Origin of the sequence: Pseudomonas sp. FSL R10-2964, assembly GCF_009600035.1 — a bacterium.
GTDB lineage: Bacteria > Pseudomonadota > Gammaproteobacteria > Pseudomonadales > Pseudomonadaceae > Aquipseudomonas > Aquipseudomonas bubulae.
In genome coordinates, this window is record NZ_WIWH01000052.1 from 1 (window position 1) to 24,301 (window position 24,301).

Genomic DNA, 24,301 nt, shown 5'->3' on the forward strand with positions numbered 1-24,301 from the left:
ATCAGCTGTCACCGGTAGAGTTTGAAAAGCGTTACGCAGCGAGCCTGGAGAGTGTCTAGGAAACCTGGGGCGATTCATAGAAAGCCTGGATCGCAGGCAGATGTGCCGCCGCCGATGGTAAGCGAGGTGCCTGAGTTTGAGTTGGATGTAGATGAACAGAACGTGTCGGAACACGCTGACCTGAAGAAAAGCGGCAGTGAATCAGCTTCATCGGCAGCCACCTCATCGAAGTCTATGGTCCGTTGGGAGAGTGGACGTCAAAAGCGGATTCGTCGATTCAGTACCTTATGAACTTCATGAACATGATTTAACATAATATACATTATGCGAAACAGCGTATTGGAATGTCAGGGCCAGTGGAGGCTGCTTTTCAACAGGCAGACTGGCATTATCGACCTCTGAACATCTTGGGATCAAAACCATGAACCGTGTACCAGGTACTGAAAACCAACGCTGAACTGTGATCTGCCAAGACGCTGCCGATGGCACTGGCACTGGCACTGGCACTGGCGACAAGATCGTGCCGTTGCCCGATGGTTTGCTCAGCGAACTCGACATTGTTATGGGTGACACGCTGACCGTTAAAAAACAGCCTGACGGAACAATAACGCTAACGCCAATTTGAACCAGGTCAAAGCTATTGCTATGACCTGGAAAGCCAGCACTCAGCGAATACTAGACAATCATCAAGGATAATCATTGCCACCGTTTGGGAAACGGCATCGGTGAATACGGTTCAGTGCCATCTTCCATCCGCGCAATGCACCGTGCTTTTCGATTGCTAACAATGCGTAATTTGAACAGCTTGGCTCAAACCTGCAGGCGTCTCTAAGTCGGCTAGGCCCGATATGCTGATAGAGCTTAATGGAGCGAACGGAAAGCCAGGAAATCACCGTGGTTTTCGGAAAGAAATGACGTAATAGCTGGCCATAGAATCTTTTTTGCCTTTAAGTGCATCAAAGCAACCGGCCTTAACTGACACACCAATCGAGTCAATTCGGTAAAATTCCCAACCCTCGGAAGCGTACTCATTGACGACCGTTTCCAAGTAGACAGCGGCCTCATTACCACGGTGTTTGTTCGCCTGAACCTCAATGTTCGGCGGAACTTGGACCATTTTATACACGTACATCGCACTATCCTTGCGTCAGGGCTTGATTTGCACCTTGCTGGCCATACAGATCCGGCAAAATGAACTCAATAGTAGCGATTTGACAGCGGGAATCTAGCTCATAATTTCTACTGAATAGGCATAGACTTGTACAGCGTTGACTCTCTGGGTGCTCATATATACCCAATAATTATAACTATACTAAATGGTTGTTTAGTTTAGTTATAATAGGAGTTTTTGAATATCCGAACAAAACGCCCGTCCCGCCCGGTAAGTATCCCTCTGAAACCTGGCTGGCAAATCGACCTGATGCCCAGACCGAACAACGGCGAATCAAGCCGGTTCGAGCATTTATCCTCCCCCTGCTTACCCCTCCGGACTGCTACTGCCGCATGGTGAAATGCCCGCTCCGACAGGCTCAGCGGATCAGGACTACCCTCCACTCGCCCGGATTTACGACTGGCTCCACTCTTAAGCCTGCCTAGACCTCATGCCCGAAAGGCTTCAACTGCTGCTCAAACACCGCTACACCGTCCAGGTCGCGAAGGGTTACCGTGAGACTCTTGTCACGAGCATCAATGTTGACCTCGCCGAAGAACTGCAGCCCTGCCAGGGGCGAGATGTTCGGTTCAGTCGGTGCCTTCTCGAAGACCACCTGCGGGCCAAAGGTCATGTCCAGAGCACAAGACGGAAAACTGCCCGCATTTAAAGGTCCGGCGACAAATTCCCAGAACGGCTCAAATTGCTGGAACGCTGCTCGATCAGGATGATAGTGGTGAGCTGCACAGTAGTGCACATCGGCAGTTAGCCACACAACATCACGGACCTGTCGTTGGCGCAGGAAATCCAGTAACTCGCCAATCTCCATTTCTCGTCCCAACGGTTTGCCATTGTCGCCGTTGGCTATTGCCTCCCAGCGCGGTACTCCGGGCGACATTTCGCCATCCGCCACGGCCAGGCTAAGCGGCATATCGGCAGCGATCACTTTCCACTGGGCCGTTGAATGTGCCAGCGCCTGCTTGAGCCAGTCGAGTTGCGTACGCCCGAGAAACGCCGTCTGTGGGCCCGGGACAGCGGACAAGTTGGCGTCATTGCTCCCTCGGTAACTGCGCATGTCCAGCACAAAGAGCTCCAGTAAAGGTCCATAAGGGAGGCTCCGGTAGATGCGACCGCCCTTATCGCCAGGCTGAGGACGCATCGGGGAGTACTCGAGCCAGGCTTGCCGTGCCGGACCGAGCAGATCCCTGATGGCGGCACTGCCATAGCGTGAGTCAAGCTGTTTGCCTGACGACCAGTTGTTGGTCGTTTCATGGTCGTCCCACTGCCATATCTGCGGCACCTCGGCATTAAACCGCCGCACGTTCTCGTCCATCAGGTTGTATCGGTAGTTACCCCGGAAGTCGTCGACAGTCACCGCGACATGGCTTTTGGCTTCAGTGGTCAGGTTGCGCCAGACGCGACCATTTTCCACGACCTGTTGGGCCGGAACCGGGCCGTCTGCGTAGATAGTGTCGCCACTGTGCAAGAAAAAATCCGGCAAGCGTCGACGCATGGCGTCGTAGATGCGCATGCCGCCTATGTCAGGGTTGATGCCGAACCCTTGACCGACCGTATCACCACTCCATACAAAACGAATGTCCCGCGGCTGCCCTGGCACACTGCGCAGGTGCCCGAACCACGGTTCGCCCGCTGTTCCGGTGCGGGCGTCCTCGAACCAGGCGCGATAAAAGATGGATTGATCGGCGGGCAGCCCTCTGAGTTCCACCCGGGCGGTGTAGTCAGTGCCTGCATGTGCCTGCGCCGAAGCGGCGCGCCGGGGCTGAGCAAAAGTGCTGGTGGTGTCCCACTCAACCACCAGTTTGGCTGGCCGGTCACTACGGCTCCAGACCATCGCGCGGTCACCCAGTAGATCCCCGGATTGCACGCCATCTGTCATCTGGGGCCTGTCCTGGACATTCGCCAGAATAGCCGGCGCGAGGCTGGGCAACACAAGTCCCGCAGAAAGCGTTTGGATCAGGCTGCGACGGCGGACTGGAAACTGTGACATGGATGATCTTCTCGAGTGGAAGGAGTCATTATTTAAGCCCCTGCCAATGACAGCCATGTTTCAGAGCAGCACAGCCACGTGCCGGCTATGCTGGATGTCTGATGGCACTTTCAGGCAGTGCAGATTGCCAAGGCGGTTGCACTGCCCCTCTGTGTTTGGCTGTTGATCTTGAGGGACGCACCATGATCCGCCCCACTGAGCAAGGCCCGATCAATGCTTGCGATGCAGCGCAGAGAACCCGCCCCAGCAACTACCCCGAGCCCTTCGCGTCCCTGATGCAGGGCCGCACCAAACGGCCTCTGGGTGATCTGTTCAACTTGAAGAATTTTGGCGTCAACCTTGTACACCTGCCGCCAGGCAGTCTCTCCGCCCTTCATCACTCGCACTCATTACAGGACGAATTTATCTATGTCCTGGAGGGTCATCCGACCTTGTTCAGAGGTGATGAAAGCGTGCAACTGGCTCCGGGGATGATTGCGGGCTTCCCCGCCAAAGGGCTTGCCCACCATCTGGAGAATAAAACTGACACCCTCTGCGTGGTTCTTGAAGTAGGCGACCGTAGTGTCGGAGATAGCGTGACTTACCCGTCAGACGATATACAGGCGGTGACGGCAGTCGACGGCACATGGCACTTCGTCCATAAAGATGGCAGCCCCTATGGCTGAAGGGCATCTGCGCGCCCTTTGCCCTCCCCCTGACATCCCCTCTTATCGGACTCTCGACACTGACAATTTGTCGCAGGCCCGGGTTTTTGTTAAAGTTATAAAACTAACCGTTTAGTACATAACTGTTTCGGACGTTTCCCGGTCTGTCGACCTGGCCTGTTCAAGGCCTCGACGACGTGCAGAAACGCCGACACGTCTGCGCCTGCCTTGCAAGCCGCTACAGTTAAACGCTATGCCCTCCTCCCAACCGTTCATGCATCAATAGGGTCATGCACAATGAATAACGCTCAACCTTCGGCAGCCGCAAGCCGTTGGCCCATCTGGGTCGCCGCTTTAGGCGTGCTGGTTTTCGGTTTGCTCTATGTCGCCGGTGGCGGCTACCTGGCCACGCTCGGTGGTAGCCTGTACTTCCTGCTTGCAGGCCTGGGCATGGTCGCTTCGTCCGTGTTGCTGTTCAAGCGACGCCTGGCTGGTGCCTGGCTGTTTGCTGCCATCATGCTCGCCAGTGTTATCTGGGCCCTGGCGGATGCCGGGCTGGTGTTCTGGCCGCTGGTTTCACGTCTGTTTGCCCTGGCGGTGCTCAGCCTGGTCGTGGCGCTGGCTTACCCTTCGCTGCGCAAGGCCAATGGCCTGAGCGGCAACGCCGGTTATGCGCTGGGTGCAGTGCTGGCCGTGGCCATCGCCGCCGGCTTCTGGGGGATGTTCCAGCCTCACGCCTCGATCGCACCGACCGGTGACGGCCCGGGCCTGACCAAGGTTGACCCGGCCAAAGCCCAGAAAGACTGGGCACACTACGGCAATGACGAAGGTGGCAGCCGCTTTGCTGCTCTGGATCAGATCAACCGTAGCAACGTGTCCAAGCTGGTACCGGCCTGGACCTACCAGACCGGCGATGTGGCCATCAGTGATGGCAATGGCGCAGAAGACCAGATGACCCCGCTGCAAGTGGGCGACAAAGTGTTTATCTGTACGCCACACAACAACCTGATCGCGCTGGACGCCGATACCGGTAAAGAGTTGTGGAAGAACAACATCAATGCCAAGGCCGCCGTCTGGCAGCGTTGCCGTGGCCTGGCGTACTTTGATGCCAGCGCCCCAGTCGCAGCACCCACCGATGGCAGCACCCCGGCCGCAGCCGTCACCGTTGCCCCGGGCGCGGCGTGCCAGCGTCGCCTGCTGACCAATACCATCGATGCACGCCTGATCGCGGTAGATGCCGACACCGGCCAGTTCTGCCCGGATTTCGGCAGCAATGGCCAGGTTGATCTCAAGGCCGGCCTGGGCAATGTGCCCGACTCCTACTACCAGTTGTCGTCGGCACCGTTGATGGCAGGTACCACGGTGGTGGTTGGCGGTCGCGTGGCTGACAACGTCCAGACCGATATGCCAGGTGGCGTGATCCGTGGTTTCGACGTAGTGACCGGCGCCATGCGCTGGGCCTTCGACCCGGGCAACCCGCAGGACAAGCAAGCACCGGCAGAAGGCAAGACCTACGTTCGCAGCACGCCGAACAGCTGGGCACCGATGTCCTATGACCCGCTGATGAACACCGTATTCTTGCCGATGGGCAGCTCGTCCACCGACATCTATGGTGTCGAACGTACCGAGCTGAACCACAAGTACGGTGCATCGGTACTGGCACTGAACGCCACCACTGGTGAAGAAAAATGGGTGTATCAGACCGTCCACAATGACTTGTGGGACTTCGATCTGCCGATGCAGCCAAGCCTGATCGACTTCGCCAAAGCGGACGGCAGCAAGGTCCCAGCGGTAGTGATCGGCACCAAGGCCGGGCAGATTTTTGTCCTCGATCGCCACACCGGCCAGCCGCTGACCAAGGTTGAAGAAGTACCGGTCAAGGCCTCGAACATTCCGGACGAGCCCTACTCGCTGACCCAGCCAAAATCCGTGGGCATGCCACAGATTGGTGCGCAGACCCTGACTGAATCGGACATGTGGGGTGCAACCCCGTTTGATCAGATGCTGTGCCGTATTTCCTTCAAGAAGATGCGTTACGAAGGTCTGTACACCGCGCCGGGCACTGATGTGTCGTTGAGCTTCCCGGGTTCGCTGGGTGGCATGAACTGGGGCAGCCTGTCGACTGACCCTGTACACGGCTTTATTTTCGTCAACGACATGCGCCTGGGCTTGTGGGTGCAGATGGTTCCGCAGCAAAAAGACGCCAAGGCCTCTTCTGGCGGTGAAGCGCTGAACACCGGCATGGGTGCCGTACCGCTCAAGGGCACGCCTTATGCGGTGAACAAAAACCGCTTCCTGTCGGTAGCCGGTATTCCGTGCCAGGCCCCGCCTTTCGGTACGCTGACCGCCATTGACATGAAGACTCAGAAGGTCGCCTGGCAAGTACCGGTCGGTACCGTGCAGGACACCGGCCCGATGGGGATCAAGATGGGTCTGCAACTGCCGATCGGCATGCCGACATTGGGCGGTACCCTGTCGACACAAGGTGGCCTGGTGTTCATCGCTGGCACTCAAGACTTCTACCTGCGCGCTTTTAACTCGGCCAACGGTGAAGAAGCCTGGAAAGCCCGTTTGCCTGTTGGCAGCCAGGGCGGTCCGATGACCTTTGTTTCGCCTAAAACCGGCAAGCAATACATCGTGATCACCGCTGGTGGTGCCCGTCAGTCGCCGGATCGCGGTGACTACGTGATCGCTTACGCACTGCCTGACAGCAACTAAGCACTGCCCTCCCCTGTGGGATCGGGCTTGCTCGCGATAGCAGCGCCTCGATCCTTCAGACAGACCGGGTTGCCTGCATCGCGGGCAAGCCCGGCTCCCACACTGACCGCGCTAACTTTTTACTATGGGAGCGGGCTTGCTCGCGATAGCAGCGCCACGATCCTTCAGACAGACCGGGCTGCCTGCATCGCGGGCAAGCCCGGCTCCCACACTGACCGCGCTAACCTTTTACTGTGGGAGCGGGCTTGCTCGCGATAGTAGCGCCTCGGTCCTTCAGACAGACCGGGTTGCCTGCATCGCGGGCAAGCCCGGTTCCCACACTGACCGCGCTAACTTTTTACTGTGGGAGCGGATTTGCTCAGCAACACCCGCGTCACCCTCCGCTCTTCTACCTCGACTACGGTCAAGGTCCAGCCTTCCCACGTCAGCTTGTCGCCAATCATCGGCAGACGATCCAGTAAACTCATGACCATACCTGCAAGTGTCTGATAGTCATCCGTGGCCTTGGCTGCAAAACCGATGTGCTGGCGAATCTGGCTCAGGTTCAAGGCGCCGCTGACCAGATAACCCTCCTCCTGGGCAACGATATTGGGCCCCTCTATCTCGCTGGCATCCGGCAGTTCACCAGCGATCGACTCAAGAATGTCAGTCATGGTCAGCAGGCCGATGAAGTCACCGAACTCGTTGATGACAAACGCAATGTGCGTCGACTCTTTACGCATCTGTTCCAGAGCGTTGAGAATCGTGAAGCTGTCCAGCAGATTGATGGCCTTGCGCGCCATCGCCTCCAGATCCGGTTCATGCCCCGCCAGCAGCTCCTTGAGCAGCTCCTTTTTATGCACAAAGCCCAAGGGTTCATCTACCCGGCCATCCCGGATCAGGGGCAGCCGGGAGTACGATGAATGCATCAGCTTTGTACGGATGGTCTCTGCCGAATCAGCCAGATCGATATGATCGATCTCGGCACGGGGCGTCATCACCGTGCGAATCGACCGTTCCGCCAGTTGCAATACGCCACTGATCATCACGCGCTCGCGTCGATGGAAGACGTTCTGCTGACTGCCACCGTCAAGCATGTCGGCAATCTCTTCGCCCACTTCATCAGCACTCAGGGTGCGTCCGCCAAGCAAGCGCATCACCGCATGGGCGGTGCGCTCGCGCATGGGCCGCAGGCCCTGCACGCTTTTCTTGCGGCGCGCACGGGCAATCTGGTTGAGTACTTCGATCAGGATCGAGAAGCCGATGGCGGCGTACAGATAACCTTTCGGGATATGAAAGCCCAGGCCCTCGGCAGTCAGGCTGAAGCCGATCATCATCAAGAAGCCCAGGCACAGCATGATCACCGTAGGGTGACTGTTGACGAAGTGGGTCAACGGTTTGCTGGCGATGATCATCAGGCCGATCGAGAACACCACGGCGATCATCATCACCGACAGATGTTCAACCATGCCTACCGCGGTAATCACTGCGTCCAGGGAAAACACCGCGTCTAGCACGACAATCTGCGCCACAATCGGCCAGAACATGGCATAGCCCAGCGCCGATGAGCGCTCGGCCACATGCCCTTCCAGGCGCTCATGCAACTCCATCGTGGCCTTGAACAACAGGAACAAGCCGCCGAACAGCATGATCAGGTCGCGCCCCGAGAACGCTTTGTCGAAGACTTCGAACAAAGGCTGCGTCAGCGTGACCATCCACGAGATGCTGGCCAGCAGGCCCAGGCGCATGACCAGGGCCAGCGTCAGGCCGATGACCCGGGCACGGTCGCGCTGCTCCGGCGGCAGTTTGTCGGCGAGGATGGCGATAAACACCAGGTTATCAATACCCAGTACCAGTTCCAGCACAATCAGGGTCAACAGGCCGAGCCAGGCCGTGGGATCTGCAATCCATTCCATAGGTATCAGTCAATCTCACGAAGGTGCTGGGTTAACGGCGAGCGCGCACAGACAAGCGCATCAGCAGAGGTGCTGGCGCAAAATAGAGGGCGGGGAATGGGTAACACGTGCTCGATTGCGAGGATCAAGCCTGGGGCAAGCGCAGATTCAAAACTGCGACTGGGTGGTTCCTGAAGGGTGTTCATACAAGCCTTTAGTGAATTGGGGATGCAATCCTACAGCGATTAAACTCATTTCCTGTTAGCGGACTTATTACAAAATTTAACAAGTTCTCCCTCCTCCGCCTTGCTCGACCTGACTGGCGAACCATTGCAGCACCGCCGGACACGCCGGATGCAAGTCTGCAGCAGGTTGCAGGCACAACGAATAGTTACCACCGGTTTTCAACGGTTCACCAAACGGAATCACCAGTGCCCCGCGTTGAATGGACTCCGCCGCCAGGGTCATGTCCGTGACCGCCACCCCCAAGCCACGCGCGGCAGCATCGAGGGCCAGCTCATCGAGATTGAACGGGATATGCCGATAGCTGTGCAGCGGCTTGCCGTCATTGGCGGCTAGCCAGTCGTGCCAGGCTTGCTGGTCGGCCGAGCGATGCAACAGCGCAAAGCGCAGCAGATCTTCCATCGACGCCAGCGGCCCCAGGCTGGGTGCACACACTGGCACCAGAGCCTCATCGAATAAAGCCATGCAGGCCGGGTCAGTGGAGGGTCGGGGCAAGTACAGGATGTAGGCATCGCTGTCGCTGGCCGGTTCGACAACCTCGGTGGCGACCGTTTCAATCGACAAGGCTATGTCCAGGTGCTGCAAGTAAAAGTCACTGAGTTTGGGCAGTAACCAGCGCACGGCCAGCGATACATGCATGCGGATACGGAACGGTCGCTTTTGCGGCGACAAACGATCTTCCAGCAGCTTTAACTGTTCAAGAATGCCGCGGGCACTGGCCAGCACCTGTTCGCCTTCGACGGTCATGCGCACGCTGCGACTGGTTCTGACAAACAACGTCACACCAAAGTGAGCTTCCAGTTGCTGGATTTTCCGGCTGATAGCGCTTTGGGTCAGACACAGCGTCTGCGCCGCCTGTGTGAAGCTGCCCGATTCAGCCACCTCTACCAGTGCCTGCAAACCCTGCAACGAGGGTACGTGACGAACCTTATCCATGTGTTTTTTGCATCAATCAATGAATTAATAGCGTTGGTTATATCACTTGGTACCGCCTAAATTCCATTCATAACCAGCGCCAGCAACGGCCAGCCATGCAATTAGCGCATGTATTCAAAGGCCGGGCAGCCCCCTGACCGGCAAATGAGGTGAAACGTGAAGAATGAATGTGGCTGGATTGCCCTGGCAGGAAGCTCCCCCCTCCGTGATCACCTCAAAGGCATCGAGAAAGCCGACTGGTTGATTATCGGTGCGGGCATTACCGGCCTCAGTGCGGCCCATTCCCTGGCGCAATTGCACCCGCAAGCTCGCATTCTGATTGTCGACAGGCAACGTGCAGCCCAAGGTGCATCGGCACGCAACTCCGGTTACGCGGTGGCCCATGAAAACCCGGCGGATGACGAGCTGATCGGCAAGGGTGGATTTGCCGGCTATGCCGTGGACTCGACAATCGGCCAGGCGGCCGGTGATGAAGTACGCATGCGCATTGCGCGCCACGGCATCGACTGCGAGTACCGGGATTCGGGTTACTACTTCGCCGTCAACGACCCGGGCAAATTGACCCAGGTTGAGGCCAAGCTCAAGACCCTGCATGCAGTCGGCGCATCTGCACACTTTCTGGAAGGCGCGCAACTGGCGCAGACACTCGGCACCCGCCATTACCAGGCGGCCATCTGGTGCGGCAATGGCAATGCGTTGTTGCAGCCGGCGAAATACGTCAAGGGTCTGCTGGATGCCTTGCCGGCCAATGTCAGCCTTTTTGAAAACACCGACATCATCGGGCTTGAACGCCTGAGTGGCGGACGCATTCGGGCCAAGGGTATCCAGGGCAGCATTGAAGCCGCACAGGTACTGGTATGCCTGAATGCCTTTATCCCCCGCGCCGGGATCGACAACAGCGCAACCTTCCCGATGGAGCTCAGCGCCAGCCTCACCCGCCCCCTGAGCGACAAGGAGTATCAGGCCATCGGCAGTGTCGAGCCCTGGGGCGTGCTGTCGACGAGGCCGCTGGGCGCGACGGTGCGACTGACTCCGGATCGGCGGGTAATGATCCGCAATACCGCGGAATACCGTACGCGCGATTTGTCCGGCAGTGACTTGTCACTGCGTCGAAAACACCATGCACTGGGCCTGCAACGTCGCTTCCCCGGGCTCGGTGAGCAAGACATCCGCTACACCTGGACCGGCCATCTGAGCGCTACCCGCAGTGGCCAGCCGTACTTTGCCAAGGTCGAGGAAGGCATCTATGCCGTGGCGGGCTGCAATGGCTCCGGGGTTGCTCGCGGCACGCTGTGGGGCCGTCTGCTCGCAGAGCTGGCCTGTGGCGCCAGCTCGCCCCTGCTGCAGTCGGTCATGGACAGAGCGCAGCCGGGCTGGTTGCCGCCACGGCCATTTTTTGACGTCGGTGCAGCGCTGCGCATGCGCATGGAAGCCCTCAGAGCCAAAACAGAAATCTGAACACTCTCACACCACAAAAGAATAAAAGCTCCTTGAAAAGGTGATTGAACATGAACATCAGCCCGGTTTCCCTTGCGGTCATGCTCGCAGCGTTTTCGGCCGTCAGCCACGCCGACGAGAGCGTGAATATTTCCAACTGGAACGGCTATATTGCCGACGACACCCTGACCACCTTCACCAAGGAAACAGGGATCAAGGCGACCTACGATATTCACGACAGCAACGAAGTGCTGGAATCCAAGTTGATGACCGGTAATACCGGCTATGACGTGGTCAGCCCTTCGAACCACTTTATGTCCCGCCTGATCAAGGCCGGTGCCATCCAGAAACTGGACAGGAGCCAGTTGCCAAACTGGAAGAACCTGGACCCGGTGTTAATGAACAAACTGGAAGCCAACGATCCCGGCAATCAGTACGGCTACCCCTACATGTGGGGCACGGCGGGGATCGGCTACAACGTCGAGAAGATCAAGGCGATTTTTGGTACCACGGATGTCACCCGCTCCTGGAGCCTGTTTTTCGATGAAAACAACATCAAAAAACTGAGCCAGTGCGGTGTGGCGATTATCGATAATCCGACGCAAGTGTTGCCGATCACTCTCAACTATCTGGGCTTGCCGCACCATAGTCATGAGCCTGAGGACTACAAGAAAGCCGAAGCGGCGCTGCTGAAAATACGACCTTATGTTCAGTATTTTCATGCATCCAAATACATCAGTGATCTGGCCAACGGCAATATCTGTGCGGTCATCGGCTTCAACGGTGATGTGGTACAGGCTGCGGCAAGTGCGCGGGAAGCCGGGAACGGGATCGACATTGCGTATTCGATCCCAAAGGAAGGTTCGACGTTATGGCTGGACATGGTGGTCATGCCCAAGAGCGCGCCCCATGAAAAAAATGCCTACACCTACATGAACTACCTGCTGACCCCGCAAGTGATTGCCACTATCAGCAACCATATCCACTACGCCAACCCCAACCAGGCGGCAGACCCGTACCTGGCGCCGGACGTGAAACAGGACCCGGCGATCTACCCGTCCAGTGAAGTGATCGACACCCTGTTCACCGTGGAAGACCTGCCGGCCAAAATCGCCCGTCTGAGCACCCGTTTGTGGACCAAGCTCAAGACCAATACGTGATATTCAATGGTGTGTGCTCGGCTGCCTTGGCCCGGCAACCAGCCACGCCAGCATGCCCAGCAACGGCGCGAAGATGATAATGGCAATCCACATCAGCCGGCTGCTTGACCGTGCCCCGCTTTTCATCACCCCGCGGATTGCCCAGAGCTCCAGCAGCACCAGAATAATTGCCAGTACCACCCATATGGTTTCGATTTGCATGCGCGACCTCCTGTGGTTGTTAAACGTTAGGCGGGGAGATGGCGCGAGGGTTCATTAATTCTTAAAACCGCCAGCCCTTGCGCTTACAACAGGAAGCGGTCGGTCACATTGCGCCGCTCGTTGTCATCGCGCACGTCATAGCTGACGGTGGTGGCAATGTTGGCGTGGTGCGCCAGCTTCTGTGCGATCGACACGTCGTACTCTTCAATCACCCGGGTAATGAACGAGCGACGAAAATCATGGGGCATGATGTCGACCCCTACCTGCCTGCCCCGCTGCTTGGCGATGTAATAGATCGCATGTTTGGTCAGGCGATCACGAGTGATGTGGTTGCCGCGGCGGATGCGATTGAACAAAAAGGTGTCATCACTGACCCCGTCCGGCAGGTTCGCCCGGCGGAACGCCAGCCACTCTTCCAGTTTTTCGAAAGCCCAGGCCGGTGCAAACTTGATCAGTTCCTTGTTGCCCTTGCCCAGCACCTGCAAGCTGCGCTGTTCTACATCGACCTGCCACAGGTCCATATTCACCGACTCGGACTTGCGCATCCCCGAGCCATACAGAATTGCGATGATCGCCGCGTCCCTGAGCCCTTGCGGACGGGGGTCTGCGGCACAGACGTCCATCAGCTCGCGAATCAGATTGCGCCGCAGGTTACGCCCCTTGACCAGCCGCGAACCGCCTCCCGCCTTGACTGCGCGTATCTTGAGCAAATGATCCTGAGTGATCAGGTTTTGTTGCCAGGCCTGATTCATCACGCCGCGAATGGCGTTGACATAGAGCGATGAGGTATTTGGCGCGTAACCGTCTTCACGCAACGCCGCCACCAGTGCGGTGATATGCCCCGGTTGCAGTTGATGCCAGGGGAATTCATCAATCGCCACGTCTTCAGCGCCCAGGCGGTCTGCCGCTTCCTGCAAGACATAACGCATGGTCTGGCGGCTGGACGGCGCCAGCCGCTGAAGATAAAGCGCCACAGGCGTTTGCACCGGGTTTAACACCAAGGAAGAAAGCGGCGGTAGCGGGGAGTCAATCGTAGACAAAACCAATCTCATTACAGGCAGAAACAGTTCGCAATATACCCCATGCGGCGGGGATTTCCGCGTTTAGCGCATTAACGCCAACCTACTCGCGAATTGCATGACCTGGGCGCGGCATACATGCATTCTGCACGAATAGAAACGTCAGCTTTAAAACTTAACTAATTGATTTTTATTAATTTTATATCGTCCGTTCAAGTTGGTACAGCTAATGCAATATTCACCCCTGAGGGTCGCATGCATAAAGGCCCATCCCTATCCGTGAAAGAGACAGGTGAGTGAATATGAATGCCATCGATTTGCTGTTGGAAGACCACAAACGAGTCAAGGCCATCTTGAGCCAGCTCAGCGACTCCACCGAGCGCGCCGTGAAAAAACGCACTGAACTGCTCAACAAACTGGAAATGGAAATTACTATCCACACCCGCCTTGAAGAGGAAATCCTCTACCCGGTCTTCAAGAAAGCCGGTGGTAAAGAGCAAGCCGTCATGTACCACGAAGCGAAGGAAGAACACCGCACTGTGGACTCCCTGGTATTGCCTGACCTTAAGAAAACTGCCCCCGATTCTCTGGAATTCTCCGGTCGTGCAAAGGTGGTCAAGGAACTCCTCGAGCACCATATCGAAGAGGAAGAAACCGAGATGTTTCCCCAGGCCCGCAAGTTGCTCGGTAAAGCGGTGCTCGATGAGCTGGGAAAACAGATGGAAGCGATGAAAGCCGAATACAAAAAGTCCCTGAACAGCAAGCCCCTGGCGGCGTGATGGCACCAGCGCCCGGCAGGTTCAGCCCTGGGTAAAGCCTCGCGCCAGCATCACTGCAACCCCCAGCAACATGCAGGCTGTAGCCCGTTGCAACAACACTTGTCGCGACGGGCTTTGCAGCACCCGGCGAATACGTTGACCGAAGTAACAATACAGGCAACCACTGGCAAACTGCAGCAGCAAAAAAGCCAGCCCCAGTACCGCCAGATCCAGCATTCGGGAATCACTGCCCTGCCCGGCGAACTGCGGGAATACGGCGCTGAACATGACGATGGTTTTCGGGTTGGAGAAACCGGTGAGCAGGCCCTTGCCAAAGCGCCCTGTAAAATCGTTGTGCAGTGTGTCGGGACTGTCCAGTTTCAACCCGGTGCTGGTCCACTGCCGGTACGCCAGGTACAGCAAGTACGTAACCCCCACATACTGGATCCCGCGACTGATTAACGGGTTGCCCTTGATCAGTTCGGCGAAGCCTACGGCAAATACAAGAATCGACACCAGATACGCTGCGCTGGCTCCCAGTTGTACCGGCATGGAACGCTTGAGCCCCTGCTGCATGCCGAACCCCATCAAGAGCAGGGTCATGGGCCCGGGGCTGAAGGTCATGGTGGCGCAAAACATCAGAAAATACAGAAATGAAGCGAGTGTCAGTTGCGTGGCCATGACGGTGGTTGAATCCAGAAATTACGGTCGCGCAGTCTAGGCAGGCCCTGCTGGCTATTGGCAGAGCAAGCACTGACAAACTTTACCGACCTTTACTGGTAGCATGACCGGTAAAGTACGAGGCCCTGCATGCACTTACCTACCGTTGCGTTTCAACCCGGCCTGTCCAAGGTCCAGCAGATTGTTGATGCCTTGAGCCAGGCCATTGATCAGGGTCTGCTCAACCCCGGCAGCAAACTGCCTTCGGCACGCGAGATGACTGCTCACTGGGGCGTCAGCAAATTCACCCTGATCGAAGCCCTGGATCGCTTGCGCGGGCAGGACAGAATCACATCCAGTCAGGGCCTGGGCTACTTTGTTGCGACGAAAACGCTGCAGAGCGGACGCGCCACTGCCCTTGACCTGCTGCCGCAAGACTTGCACAGCGTCTTGCGCCGCTCCCTGACCGGTGCCAGCGGTGCCCTGCGCCCCGGCAGCGGGCATTTACCGGAAAGCTGGCTGGAAGCCAGCGCCCTGCGTGGCAACATGCGCCAGCTCAATCGCTCGCCAGCCCTGCGACTGACCGGTTATGGTGACCCGGCGGGCTATTTGCCGCTGCGTCAGGCCTTGCAGCAGAAACTGTTGAGCCAGGGCCTGAATGTGGGGGTCGAGCAGATCATCACCACGGCCAATACCGTGCTGGGGCTCGACATGCTGCTGCGCTTGCGCGTGCGCCCCGGCGATACCGTGCTGTTGGACATGCCCTGTTATTTCAATTTTCACGCCAACCTGGCCTTGCATGGCGTGCGCGTGATCACTGTGGAGCGCACTGCCCAAGGGCTGGATCTGCAAGCGCTGCAAACCCTGTTCAGCCAGCACCGGCCAACGCTTTACCTCACCACCGGGCTGCTGCATAACCCCACCGGGCACTCCTTCACACCCGGGCAGGCCTACGGACTGCTCGAGCTGGCCAAGCGTTATGAGTGCGCCATTATCGAAGATGATCTTTATGGCGACCTGCACCCAGAACCGCCCCCTCGACTGGTGGCGCTGGCAGGCGTGGAGCAAGTGACCTACCTGAGCGGTTTTTCGAAAACCCTCAGTGCCAACCTGCGGGTGAGCTTTGTCGTGGCCTCTGCGCAGATGGCCGCCGAGCTGACCCAGATGAAACTGATGTGCGGCGGGATTACTTCGGAAATGCTTGAGCAACTGGTGTGCTCGATGCTCAATGACGGCACTTATCACAAACACCGCAAGCGCGTGGTGCAAGGCCTGCAGGCCAGTGGTGCAAGGGTTTCGGGCTGGTTGCAGGGCCTGGGCTTCAGGTTGAGCGCGCCCTACGCCGGCGGCATGTTTATCTGGGCCACATTGCCTGCCGGGCTGGATGGCGAAACCCTCGCCCAGCAGGCGCTTGCCCGTGGCCTGGTGCTCGCGCCCGGGATCCTGTTCGGTTTTGATCCGCAACTGCGCCGCTGCATGCGCTTCAACGTCGCCCACACCGACACGCCTGCCGTCATGGCTGGCGTCGAGGCATTACTGGCTAACCCAACCTGAGCGGATCAACCAGCCCGGCAGCAATGGCCATGCCCACCAGATCGGGTAAATGCCGGGCCTGCATGCGCTTCATCACCCGGGAGCGATACAGGTCGATAGTCTTGGCACTCACCCCCAGCAGCGCGGCAATTTCACGGGTGGTGCAGCCCTTGACCAAAGGCATGAATACATCTTGCTCACGCGGTGTCAGGCTTTGCAGACGGGCCTCAAGTTCGGTCTGTTCCTGGCTGGCGCTTTGCTGCGCGGTATCGCCACTCAGGGCCTGCTGTACGCTGTCGAGCAACAACTGCTGGTTATAGGGCTTCTCGATAAAATCATGGGCACCGGCCTTGAAAGCCCGTACCACAATGGGCACATCGGCATGCCCGCTGACAAAGATCACCGGCATCCTGATCCCTCGTTCACGCAATGCCTGCTGAACATTCAGGCCGCCCATGGCCGGCATGCGGATATCCAGTACCACACAGGCACACAGGGTCGGGTCGCAAGCGTCAAGAAAGGCCTGCCCGCTTGTAAACGCCAGCGCATTGAGGCCCACGGACTCGAGCAACCAGACCGTCGAGTCGAGCATGCCCTGATCGTCATCCACCACATACACCACAGGCCGGGTTTGGGTTGTCATCGTTACTCTCTTGTCGTGTTGAGTGAAGCCATCAATGGCAGGCAGCAGCACATCAGCAAGCCGCTGGTTTGTGGTCGGGCATTGAGTTCACCGCCAAAGCCTTCGACGATGCTGCGGCTCATCGACAAACCCAGCCCGAGACCTTCTGCCTTGCTGGTGTAAAACGGTGTGAACAACTGCTCAAGCTCCCCGGCGCTTACCCCCGGCCCCTGATCCTGCACGCTGATTTGCAGGGTGGCGCCATCAAGGGTTTGAGCCTGCAGGATGATCCGCGAAAGCTGACCCGGTAATTGCTCGTTGTTTGCATCTATGGCATTGCGCAACAGGTTGAGCAGCACCTGCTCCAGCAACACCCGGTCGGCGTATACCCATGGCAGGGACTCCGGCAACTGCAGCTCGATAGTGACATTTCGTTCCCCGGCCTCCCAGGCACACAGGCTGACGGCCTGGCGCGCCACCTCACTGATATCCAGCGCTTGCAGGTTACGCCGGCCCTTGCGCAAAAAACCGCGCAGGCGCTTGATCACTTGCGCGGCGTGATTGGCATGCAGGTTGATCCGCTCCAGTCCCTGGGCCACACGCTCGACTGCGGCAGGATTACTGTCCAGGCTTTGCAGGTAACGTTGGCTGGCATTGGCGTAATTGACCACTGCCGCCAGCGGTTGATTGATTTCGTGGGCAATCCCCGATGCCAGTTCGCCCAGTGTGACCAGGCGCGCGGTATGGGCCATTTCATCCTGATGATGGCGCTGCTGGGCTTCGCGCAGTTCACGCTCGCGCATATCCCGTGCCACCAGCGAGAAAAACCGCTCTCCGGCAGTCGAGCGATGAGCCAGCAGCAGTAACGACACCGGCACCGAAGGCTCGCCATTCAAGGGCAACAAACGGGTCTCGTGACTCCACAAACCCTGCGCCTCTGCACTGTGCCAGCCGTTGCTCTCCAGGGTAGCCAAGACTTGCGCGGTCAAAAAATCAGCCAATGCGGGCATGCCTTCTGCAGGCAGCAGACCCAGCAGACGCCGTGCCGCCGGGTTGAGGTACGACACCCCGCCAGCCGGGTCGATAAACAGCACCGGATCAGGGTTGGCTTCCACCACTTCAGCCAGACGCCGCTTGTTCTCTTCAGCCTGGACGCGGGCCGTGATATCCCGCGACACACTGACCACTTCGACGACCGCCCCGGTGTAGGTTTCACGAATTGCCCGGCTGGCTGTTTCAAACCACAGGTAATGCCCTGCCTGATGGCGAATGCGGTAGGTCATGGTGTGATAGCCGTCGAGTTGCAGGGCATCACGGGCCTGACGCAGCGCCAGCTTCAGGTCGTGAGCATGAAACAGGCGCTGGGCCAGGGTCCCGCGCAGCGTTTCGGGCCAGTAGCCAAGCAGGGTCCAGGACGCCGGCGAGGCATCCAGAAAACGCCCGTCAGGCGTATGGCGCGAGATAAGGTCCGTGGTGTTTTCGGTAATCAGCCGGTACAGGCGTCGGGCTTTGGCCGCCTCTCGCCCGGCCAGCAGTTCTGTACTCGCTTCACGCCCGCGGGCCAGCACACACTGGCTGTCGGGGTCGGGAATAAGCGTCCAGAGCCAGACCTGCTGAGCACTTTGCGCCTCTACCTGCTCGATGGCTCTGCCCTGCTTGAGGCAGGCGCGTACCAGCTCCGGCAGATTGCCCGGCAACAGAGCGCGCGCCTGGCTCAACGCCTTGCCCGCCAGCAGGCGGATCAGTGCGTCGTTGGCTGCCAGCGCCAAGCCGTCTCTATCAAGCACTACAGAGGGTTGAGGGTCATGGGGAAGCAGCGCGATCGGCATTGGGCATCCAGGACTTGAGCGAATTTTTCTTTATATAGTACAACTACTATATTGCTTAGGTATTACTTCCATATCAAACCCGGAGTGAGCTATAAGTCAGACCGGACATAAAACTGACCCGCTCGCCATCGGCAGAGCAGGCAGCCATAGAGCTAACAATCAGCCACCGGAATGACCTTCATGTCGATTTTTGAGCACGGCCTTGAGCCGACTGCCGTAAACCATATTGCCCTGTCTCCGCTGAGTTTTATCGAACGTACAGCCAGCGTCTACCCCGATTACCCTGCCGTGATTCACGGCGCCATCCGCCGCACCTGGGCGCAGACCTACAGTCGTTGCCGCCGCCTGGCTTGTGCCCTGGCCGGGCGCGGGATTGGCCAGGGCGATACGGTAGCGGTGATGCTGCCCAATATCCCGGCGATGCTTGAAGCGCACTTTGCCGTGCCCATGATCGGCGCGGTGCTCAATGCCCTCAATGTTCGCCTCGATGCTGAAGCCATCGCCTTTATGCTCGCCCACGGCGAAGCCAAGGTGCTGATTGCCGATCGCGAGTTCCATGACGTAGTGCATGCGGCCGTGGCCATGCTCGATCACCCGCCGCTGATCATTGATGTGGATGACCCCGAATACGGTGAAGGCCAGCCGGTCAGCCAGTTGGACTATGAAGCGCTGCTGGCCGAAGGCGATCCCGAGTTTGATTGGCAATGGCCCGCAGATGAATGGCAGGCCATTGCCCTCAATTACACCTCCGGCACCACCGGCAACCCCAAGGGCGTGGTGTATCACCATCGCGGTGCTTACCTCAATTCCCTGGGCAACCAGATGGTCTGGGCCATCGGCAATCACCCGGTGTATTTGTGGACCTTGCCGATGTTCCACTGTAACGGCTGGTGCTACCCATGGATCATCACCGCGCTGGCTGGCGTGCATGTGTTCCTGCGCCGGGTTGACCCGCAAAAGATCCTCACGTTGATTCGCGAGCATCAGGTCACCCATCTGTGTGGTGCACCGATTGTGCTCAACGCCCTGGTCAATATGCCCGAGTCCGCCAAGGCTGCCATCGACCACCCGGTGCATGCGATGGTCGCAGGTGCTGCGCCACCGGCCAAGGTGATTGGTGCCGTGGAAGAAATGGGCATCAAGGTCACCCACGTCTATGGCCTGACCGAGGTGTATGGTCCGGTGACGATTTGTGCCTGGCATGAAAAGTGGGATGCGCAGCCTCTGGCCGAACGCGCGCAGATCAAGTCCCGCCAGGGCGTGCGCTACCCGACGCTGGAAGGCGTGATGGTGGCCGACCCGAAAACCCTGGTACCGACGCCCCGTGACGGCGAGACCATGGGCGAGATTTTCATGCGCGGCAATACGGTAATGAAGGGCTATCTGAAGAATCCCAGCGCCACGGCCGAAGCCTTCGAAGGCGGCTGGTTCCACACCGGTGACCTTGCCGTGTGCCACCCGGACGGCTACGTCGAAATTCGCGACCGGCTCAAGGACATTATCATTTCCGGTGGCGAGAACATTTCCACCATCGAGGTCGAGGGTGTGCTCTACCGACACCCGGGCGTCATGGAGGCGGCCGTGGTGGCGCGGCCCTGTGAAAAGTGGGGTGAAACGCCTTGCGCCTTTATCACTCTCAAGGCCGATCATCAGCAGGTGCGCGAGGCCGAGATCATTGCCTTTTGCCGCGATCACCTGGCCGGGTTCAAAGTGCCGCGTACGGTGGTGTTCACCCTGCTGCCCAAGACCTCCACGGGCAAGATCCAGAAGTTCGTGCTGCGTGATATGGCCAAAGCACTGTAACTGCCCCCTATAGACCCACTGTGGGAGCGAGCTTGCTCGCGAAGGTGTCGCCTCGGTTACCCAGACAGGCCGCGGCGCCCAAATCGCGAGCAAGCCCGCTCCCACAGAATGCCTTCAGCTGCAAAAAACGAGGTTTTTCATGCCTGAATTCAACGCCCCCCTGCGCGATATGCGCTTTGTCCTGCACGAAGTCTTCGAAGCCCCCGCACTCTGGGCCAGGCTGCCAGCCCTGGCCGACCACGTCGACGCCGATACCGCCGACGCCATACTTGAGGAAGCCGCCAAGGTCACCGGCCAACTGATCGCCCCGCTCAACCGCAGTGGCGACGAAGAAGGCGCACACTGGCTGGCGGGCCAGGTCACCACACCTGAAGGCTTCAAGTCAGCCTACAACACCTACATCGAAGGCGGCTGGGTAGGCCTGTCGGGCAATCCTGAATTTGGCGGCCTGGGCATGCCGAAAATGCTCGCCGTGCAATTTGAAGAAATGCTCTACGGCGCAAACTCCAGTTTTGCCCTTTATTCGGCGCTAACCAGCGGTGCTTGCCTTGCCATCGATGCCCACGCCAGCGAACCCCTCAAAAGCCGTTACCTGCCACCGATGTACGAAGGCCGCTGGGCCGGTTCCATGTGCCTGACCGAGGCCCATTCCGGCACCGATCTGGGGATTATCCGCACCCGCGCCGAACCGCAGTCTGACGGCAGTTTCAGCCTCAGCGGCAGCAAGATATTCATCACCGGCGGCGATCAGGACCTGACCGCAAACATCATCCATCTGGTGCTGGCCAAGCTGCCGGATGCGCCAGCAGGGCCCAGGGGCATTTCGTTGTTTCTGGTTCCCAAGGTGCTGGTAAATGACGATGGTTCACTCGGACAAGGCAATGCGGTGAGCTGCGGCTCCATCGAGCACAAGATGGGGATCAAGGCTTCGGCAACCTGCGTGATCAACTTTGACGGCGCACAGGGATGGTTGATCGGTGAAGCCAACAAGGGCCTGGCCGCGATGTTTACCATGATGAACTACGAGCGTCTGTCGATCGGCATCCAGGGCATTGGCTGCGCCGAGGCCTCCTACCAGAATGCCCGCACCTATGCCCGCGAGCGCCTGCAAAGTCGTGCCCCGACCGGAGCCGTGGCACCGGAGAAGATTGCCGACCCGATTATCGTCCACCCCGATGTGCGACGCATGTTGCTGAGCATGAAGGCCATGACCGAAGGTGGACGGGCATTTGCCAGCTATGTGGGCCAACAACTGGATCTGGCCAAGTTCTCTACCGAGCCGCAGGAGCAGCAGCAAGCCACTGCGCTGGTAGCCTTGCTGACCCCAGTGGCCAAGGCCTTCTTTACCGATACCGGTTTCGACAGTTGCGTGCTGGGCCAGCAAGTCTTTGGTGGTCATGGCTATATCCGCGAATGGGGCCAGGAACAGCTGGTTCGCGATGTGCGCATTGCGCAGATTTATGAAGGCACCAACGGCATCCAGGCGCTGGATTTGCTGGGCCGAAAAGTGATCGCCAATGGCGGTGCAAGCCTGCGCCTGTTTACCGCACACATCCGTGACTTCGCGACCCGGCCCGGCAAGCCTTATGCCAGCGAACTGCTGGACGCAGTGCAGCGTCTTGAGGACGTCAGTGACTGGCTGCAGGCACGGGCCAGGGCCAACCCCAATGAAACAGGCGCCGCCTGTGTCGAATATCTGCACCTGTTCGGTTATGTGGCGTATGCCTGGCTATGGGCACGCATGGCCGATGTGGCGCAGCGCTCGCGGAGTACCGACCCCGGGTTTTATGACACCAAGCTGGCGACCGCACAGTTCTATTTCTCCCGCTTGTTGCCTCGCACACTGAGCCTGGAGCACGGAATACGGGCTGGCAGCGAATCACTGTTCGAGATCGATGCCGCACATTTTTAAACGCCCGCCAATAAAAACGGCGGCCTGTTCAGGGCCGCCGCAGGCTGTTGCGCACTTGAACCGGGCCTAAACGCTCAGTTCGTCCAGCAACAACACTTCGCGATGCGCCAATAGATCGCCCACGGCCTGGGCCATCGCCTGGTAGTGCGGGGTGGTTTTATGATGCTCGATCGCCTCCATGTCCGCCCAACCTTCAATAAAGACAAAACGCTCGGGGTCGGTACGATCCACGTGCAAGTCATAGAAACGGCAGCCCGGTTCGGCCCGTGAGCCTTCGACACAGGCGCGCAGTGCCTGCTCGACAGTTTTGCCATGACCAGGTTTGGCACGCAATGTGGCAACAATTTTGATGATTCGGGACATATCTACTTCCTGCAGCTTGCGGTGACTTAAGCGCTGAGGATCTGCGCGATTTTATCCTTGATCTGCAAGCGCTGCTCCTTGAGCGTGCGCAGTACATCATCAGGGACGCCTATGGCGTCATTGGCTTCAGCTTCAACGACCTCGGCATCTTTTTCGCCGTACTGTACAAACAGCTGATTCAGATGCGGGTTTTCGCTGCGAAACTTGCTGACGGCCTCTTTAGTGAGCCCCAAGTCCTGTAACAAGTCGTGCTTGACTGGCATATCTGCACCTCATGGCTATTTCAGTGGCAGGTTCAGGTTCTGAGGGCGAACCTGATCACAATGGCTCTGTTCACAATGAACCCGCGTAAGCAATAGCACGCAATGGGACTCTCAGAAAGCCGGGCGCGTACTTTCCTCTCCCTTTAGCCGGTTTTCTCGCGAGCGTTACCTACAAATACCTTGGCCTGAGGTGCGGAGCCCTCGAATATCAGCCTTTCCAGGAGAGTAGCCAATTTAATGACTACAATCATATTGCCGTTATTTTTTTGACGATCCTCAGTCTCAAGCCACTCAACCAGATGTTTCAGATGATAAAGTACGCGCTTTCTTACACTCATTCGAGTGTAGTACTACGCTTGTCATAAATGATGCACAGCACACAGTACAAGAAGAAACAACTGAGACGTAACGGGTTAAATGTTGACAGTCATTCTATTGACACCTAAAGAAATAGACAGGTGATGGCTGGCAGTACCCGAACGCCTTAACACCTGTTCATCCTTGGGGGACGTTACGCTTGGTTCATATCAGTTTGGCCATAGGCGGATTGCCGGATCAACACATTGTGTTGCGCGCAGGCGGCTTGTATTGGGTCACGGTCGATCACTCCGCTGACGCAAAACTGCTTGCTCGGCAATTTCTTGAAAACATACCCGAAAGCGTGCCGGCAACCTTGATTGCCAGCACCGGCTACGCACAAGGCCTGGTCAACGACATGGCGCCCGATCGCGGGCCGGAAAAACTCAAGCTGTTCGAGATCGCACCAAGAGTCATCGTGCCTGGGCTGGCCACGTTGAACCGCGACCTTGCGCGTGCCGGTACCGCCCCTTCAAGCCAGATCCTGCTGGTGCTGCCTGCCAACAGTTGGGCTGAGACCACCACAGCGGTCCACTTGCAACGTTGGTTCGAGCGCATGCGTTCCTGGCTGCTGGAGCGCAACGCCACATTGCTGGTGATTACCCATGGCGAGGCAGCGCTGCTGCATGCGCAGTTGCTGCAACTCAATCAAACCCTCTCCGGTTTAAGTCGCTTGTACCGCTACAACGGCGACCTGCGCTATCAGTTGCACTTTTGGCACAGCGATCTGGGCGTTAGGCTCTGTACGTAAAGTATTGTCGCAAGCACCGCATAGCGCAGGCCAATGAGACCATCGCCGCAAAACTTGTTG

General features: G+C 58.1%; 20 protein-coding genes. 9 read left to right on the plus strand and 11 right to left on the minus strand.

Going from position 1 to position 24,301, the window contains the following annotated elements:
* Positions 1–686 precede the first annotated feature (686 nt).
* Positions 687–893, minus strand: a complete 207-nt coding sequence (gene yidD, locus GHN92_RS21915; protein ID WP_198417386.1) for a membrane protein insertion efficiency factor YidD — start codon at positions 891–893, stop codon at positions 687–689.
* A 699-nt stretch (positions 894–1,592) separates the two neighbouring features.
* Positions 1,593–3,158, minus strand: coding sequence for an alkaline phosphatase (locus tag GHN92_RS21920; RefSeq protein ID WP_138737978.1), 1,566 nt, complete (start codon positions 3,156–3,158; stop codon positions 1,593–1,595).
* 182 nt (positions 3,159–3,340) lie between these two features.
* Here GHN92_RS21920 and GHN92_RS21925 point away from each other — a divergent pair, with 182 nt between their 5' ends.
* The gene (locus tag GHN92_RS21925) at positions 3,341–3,823 is read left to right on the plus strand and encodes a cupin domain-containing protein (RefSeq protein ID WP_095019149.1); all 483 of its coding nucleotides are present in this window, start codon (positions 3,341–3,343) and stop codon (positions 3,821–3,823) included.
* Between the two features lie 276 nt (positions 3,824–4,099).
* The gene (locus tag GHN92_RS21930; protein WP_138737977.1) at positions 4,100–6,520 is read left to right on the plus strand and encodes a glucose/quinate/shikimate family membrane-bound PQQ-dependent dehydrogenase; all 2,421 of its coding nucleotides are present in this window, start codon (positions 4,100–4,102) and stop codon (positions 6,518–6,520) included.
* A 329-nt stretch (positions 6,521–6,849) separates the two neighbouring features.
* On the opposite strand, the gene GHN92_RS21935 is transcribed toward GHN92_RS21930, so the two are convergent.
* Positions 6,850–8,415, minus strand: a complete 1,566-nt coding sequence (locus GHN92_RS21935) for a TerC family protein (RefSeq protein ID WP_153381108.1) — start codon at positions 8,413–8,415, stop codon at positions 6,850–6,852.
* 261 nt (positions 8,416–8,676) lie between these two features.
* Positions 8,677–9,573 (minus strand): LysR family transcriptional regulator, encoded by an 897-nt coding sequence (locus tag GHN92_RS21940; protein ID WP_153381110.1) that lies wholly within the window; start codon positions 9,571–9,573, stop codon positions 8,677–8,679.
* Positions 9,574–9,729: 156 nt separating this feature from the next.
* On the opposite strand from GHN92_RS21940, the gene GHN92_RS21945 reads away from it, so the two are divergent.
* Positions 9,730–11,031 (plus strand): FAD-binding oxidoreductase, encoded by a 1,302-nt coding sequence (locus tag GHN92_RS21945; RefSeq protein WP_095023383.1) that lies wholly within the window; start codon positions 9,730–9,732, stop codon positions 11,029–11,031.
* A 50-nt stretch (positions 11,032–11,081) separates the two neighbouring features.
* Entirely contained in the window at positions 11,082–12,170 is a 1,089-nt protein-coding gene (locus GHN92_RS21950; protein WP_095023382.1) for a polyamine ABC transporter substrate-binding protein, read from the plus strand.
* A gap of 3 nt (positions 12,171–12,173) precedes the next feature.
* On the opposite strand, the gene GHN92_RS21955 is transcribed toward GHN92_RS21950, so the two are convergent.
* Both GHN92_RS21955 and xerC read right to left on the minus strand, forming a co-directional pair.
* A complete protein-coding gene (locus tag GHN92_RS21955; RefSeq protein WP_095000205.1) occupies positions 12,174–12,371 on the minus strand; it encodes a PLDc N-terminal domain-containing protein in 198 nt (65 codons plus the stop codon).
* Between the two features lie 83 nt (positions 12,372–12,454).
* Positions 12,455–13,423 (minus strand): tyrosine recombinase XerC, encoded by a 969-nt coding sequence (gene xerC, locus GHN92_RS21960; RefSeq protein ID WP_178110299.1) that lies wholly within the window; start codon positions 13,421–13,423, stop codon positions 12,455–12,457.
* 269 nt (positions 13,424–13,692) lie between these two features.
* On the opposite strand from xerC, the gene GHN92_RS21965 reads away from it, so the two are divergent.
* On the plus strand, positions 13,693–14,169 hold the full coding sequence (locus GHN92_RS21965) for a hemerythrin domain-containing protein (RefSeq protein ID WP_095019143.1): 477 nt from the start codon (positions 13,693–13,695) through the stop codon (positions 14,167–14,169).
* A gap of 21 nt (positions 14,170–14,190) precedes the next feature.
* On the opposite strand, the gene GHN92_RS21970 is transcribed toward GHN92_RS21965, so the two are convergent.
* Positions 14,191–14,829 carry a LysE family translocator gene (locus GHN92_RS21970; protein WP_095000204.1) on the minus strand — a complete coding sequence of 213 codons (639 nt, stop codon included), beginning with the start codon at positions 14,827–14,829 and terminating at the stop codon, positions 14,191–14,193.
* 129 nt (positions 14,830–14,958) lie between these two features.
* Between GHN92_RS21970 and GHN92_RS21975 the strand changes: the two genes are divergently transcribed.
* A complete protein-coding gene (locus GHN92_RS21975; RefSeq protein WP_153381112.1) occupies positions 14,959–16,362 on the plus strand; it encodes a PLP-dependent aminotransferase family protein in 1,404 nt (467 codons plus the stop codon).
* Here the strand turns inward: GHN92_RS21975 and GHN92_RS21980 are convergent.
* Both GHN92_RS21980 and GHN92_RS21985 read right to left on the minus strand, forming a co-directional pair.
* Positions 16,349–16,984 (minus strand): response regulator transcription factor, encoded by a 636-nt coding sequence (locus tag GHN92_RS21980; RefSeq protein WP_095000202.1) that lies wholly within the window; start codon positions 16,982–16,984, stop codon positions 16,349–16,351. The two genes, GHN92_RS21975 and GHN92_RS21980, sit on opposite strands and share 14 nt — an antisense overlap.
* A 2-nt stretch (positions 16,985–16,986) precedes the next feature.
* Entirely contained in the window at positions 16,987–18,792 is a 1,806-nt protein-coding gene (locus tag GHN92_RS21985; RefSeq protein ID WP_095026232.1) for a PAS domain S-box protein, read from the minus strand.
* A 180-nt stretch (positions 18,793–18,972) separates the two neighbouring features.
* Between GHN92_RS21985 and GHN92_RS21990 the strand changes: the two genes are divergently transcribed.
* Together GHN92_RS21990 and GHN92_RS21995 are read left to right on the plus strand one after the other, a co-directional pair.
* Positions 18,973–20,595, plus strand: coding sequence for an acyl-CoA synthetase (locus GHN92_RS21990; protein ID WP_095000200.1), 1,623 nt, complete (start codon positions 18,973–18,975; stop codon positions 20,593–20,595).
* A 139-nt stretch (positions 20,596–20,734) separates the two neighbouring features.
* Positions 20,735–22,507 (plus strand): acyl-CoA dehydrogenase C-terminal domain-containing protein, encoded by a 1,773-nt coding sequence (locus GHN92_RS21995; protein WP_095024656.1) that lies wholly within the window; start codon positions 20,735–20,737, stop codon positions 22,505–22,507.
* A 66-nt stretch (positions 22,508–22,573) separates the two neighbouring features.
* On the opposite strand, the gene GHN92_RS22000 is transcribed toward GHN92_RS21995, so the two are convergent.
* Together GHN92_RS22000 and GHN92_RS22005 are read right to left on the minus strand one after the other, a co-directional pair.
* Positions 22,574–22,870 (minus strand): putative quinol monooxygenase, encoded by a 297-nt coding sequence (locus GHN92_RS22000; protein ID WP_095000198.1) that lies wholly within the window; start codon positions 22,868–22,870, stop codon positions 22,574–22,576.
* A 26-nt stretch (positions 22,871–22,896) separates the two neighbouring features.
* The gene (locus tag GHN92_RS22005) at positions 22,897–23,133 is read right to left on the minus strand and encodes a YdcH family protein (protein WP_095000197.1); all 237 of its coding nucleotides are present in this window, start codon (positions 23,131–23,133) and stop codon (positions 22,897–22,899) included.
* 517 nt (positions 23,134–23,650) lie between these two features.
* Between GHN92_RS22005 and GHN92_RS22010 the strand changes: the two genes are divergently transcribed.
* The gene (locus GHN92_RS22010; RefSeq protein ID WP_256666543.1) at positions 23,651–24,241 is read left to right on the plus strand and encodes a BcsE family c-di-GMP-binding protein; all 591 of its coding nucleotides are present in this window, start codon (positions 23,651–23,653) and stop codon (positions 24,239–24,241) included.
* Positions 24,242–24,301: the final 60 nt, after the last annotated feature.